Below are 1,498 nucleotides of genomic sequence, written 5' to 3' on the forward strand. Positions count from 1 at the left end.
AGTCGAAAAAAGAGCATGGAGGAGATAAGAGTTGAAATCAATCTTGAAGGCAACCTGTCTAGCCGCTGCATTGATGATCCTCGCCTGCAGCGCGATGGCATCGGTGGTCGTAAATGAGATAGAGCTGAACCCTCCGGAGGGGGGAGCGGAATGGATCGAGCTTTTTAACTCCGGAAACGAAAGCGTCGACATAAGCAGCTGGACGGCCATCATCACCGATGGCAGCTGGAAGGGAGAATTCTCCCCTGTACCCCTGGGTACGATTCTTCCCGCAGGAGGATTCTATGTCCTGGATGGCCAGGAATCCTGGAACCATACTGACGGAGGATACTGCACCCTCTACAGTGCATCTGGTGAGGAGGTAGACAGGACCGCCCTTCGCCTGGATAGCTTAGGAAACGACTTTACCTATGGCAGGAATCCGGACGGATACGATACGAACACCGATGGCGACTGGGGTCTGGCTTCTGCCACCCGTGGTGCGACCAATGTGCGCTGAGCGGTCATATGCTGCAGTTTTGGGATTGAGGGATCTTGGAATCTAAGGATAAATCAAAATGGAGGATGACGACACGTCCGGCATCAAGAGGCGGCATCAGAGCGCTTCTGACCTTTTTATGCCTGCTGGCATTCTCAGCCTCTGGGATCTGTGATGTGGTCATAAACGAGATTGAACTGAGCGCGCCCCATAACGAAACGATTTGGGTGGAGCTCTACAATGCAGGTGAGGATCCTGTGGACCTTGCCGGCTGGACGGTGCAGATCGAAGACGGGGCCTGGAAGGGGATCATTCCTCTGCAGGGAATCATAGATCCCCTGGGATTCAAGGTGGCGAAGGGCAAAGACGCCTGGACGACAACTGGCAACGGTACAGTCTATCTGTATGATGCCCTTGGAGAGAATATGGATCGAGTATATCCCCAGAGCGACCAGAGCCACTCTCACTTCGCTTATGGCCGGATCCCGGACGGCAGGAGGAGGGGCACCAGTGCAGACTTCGCCTTCCTGAGGGCAAGCATCGGCATGTCCAATGGCAGAGAGGTGCAAAAATAAATATAATCGAGATCAGGGCGGGAGACGAAAATAGCAGGGGATTTGAGAAAGGAGGGGCCTCGCTGTTTCATATGGGTGAGATGGAAATCTGAAGCCTAATCCAAGTAATCGCCAAAATGCCGAGATATCGCCATTTATGAATAATCTCAATACCAATCTTCCATCAGGTCGGAATTCCAAGGGGGAGTCATACCCGGAGAATGAAAATCGCTATCCTGAGGTTACCCATATGAAACAGCGAAGAGCTAAAAAAAGAGATGATAGGGCCAGGATCCAATCTCGATTCGGCCACATTCTCAGGGATGGTTCACGCTGATGGGCTTGAGGAAGATGTTGTTTGCCTCATCGCTTTCCGCCACAACTCCGCCGGAATCGACCAAAACCTTGGTATTGATGTTAGCATACCAGCTGGGGTAGCCGTCATAGGTGCAAGTCAATATCTTTC

2 protein-coding genes are annotated in these 1,498 nt (G+C 52.1%); both read left to right on the forward strand.

Annotated features, from left to right (window positions below; all coding sequences use genetic code 11):
* Window positions 1-31 precede the first annotated feature (31 nt).
* Complete coding sequence (locus BP822_RS06170) at window positions 32-499, forward strand: lamin tail domain-containing protein (RefSeq protein WP_013718947.1); 468 nt, start codon at window positions 32-34, stop codon at window positions 497-499.
* Window positions 500-564: 65 nt separating this feature from the next.
* Window positions 565-1,053, forward strand: coding sequence for a lamin tail domain-containing protein (locus tag BP822_RS06175; RefSeq protein WP_286877970.1), 489 nt, complete (start codon window positions 565-567; stop codon window positions 1,051-1,053).
* Window positions 1,054-1,498: the final 445 nt, after the last annotated feature.

The organism is Methanosaeta sp. UBA458 (genome assembly GCF_002496085.1).
In the GTDB taxonomy this organism is placed as follows: Archaea; Halobacteriota; Methanosarcinia; order Methanotrichales; family Methanotrichaceae; genus Methanothrix; species Methanothrix soehngenii.

Coding starts and splice junctions, on each gene's coding strand:
- BP822_RS06175 (WP_286877970.1), top strand. CDS start 565: ATGACGACACGTCCGGCATCAAGAGGCGGCATCAGAGCGCTTCTGACC.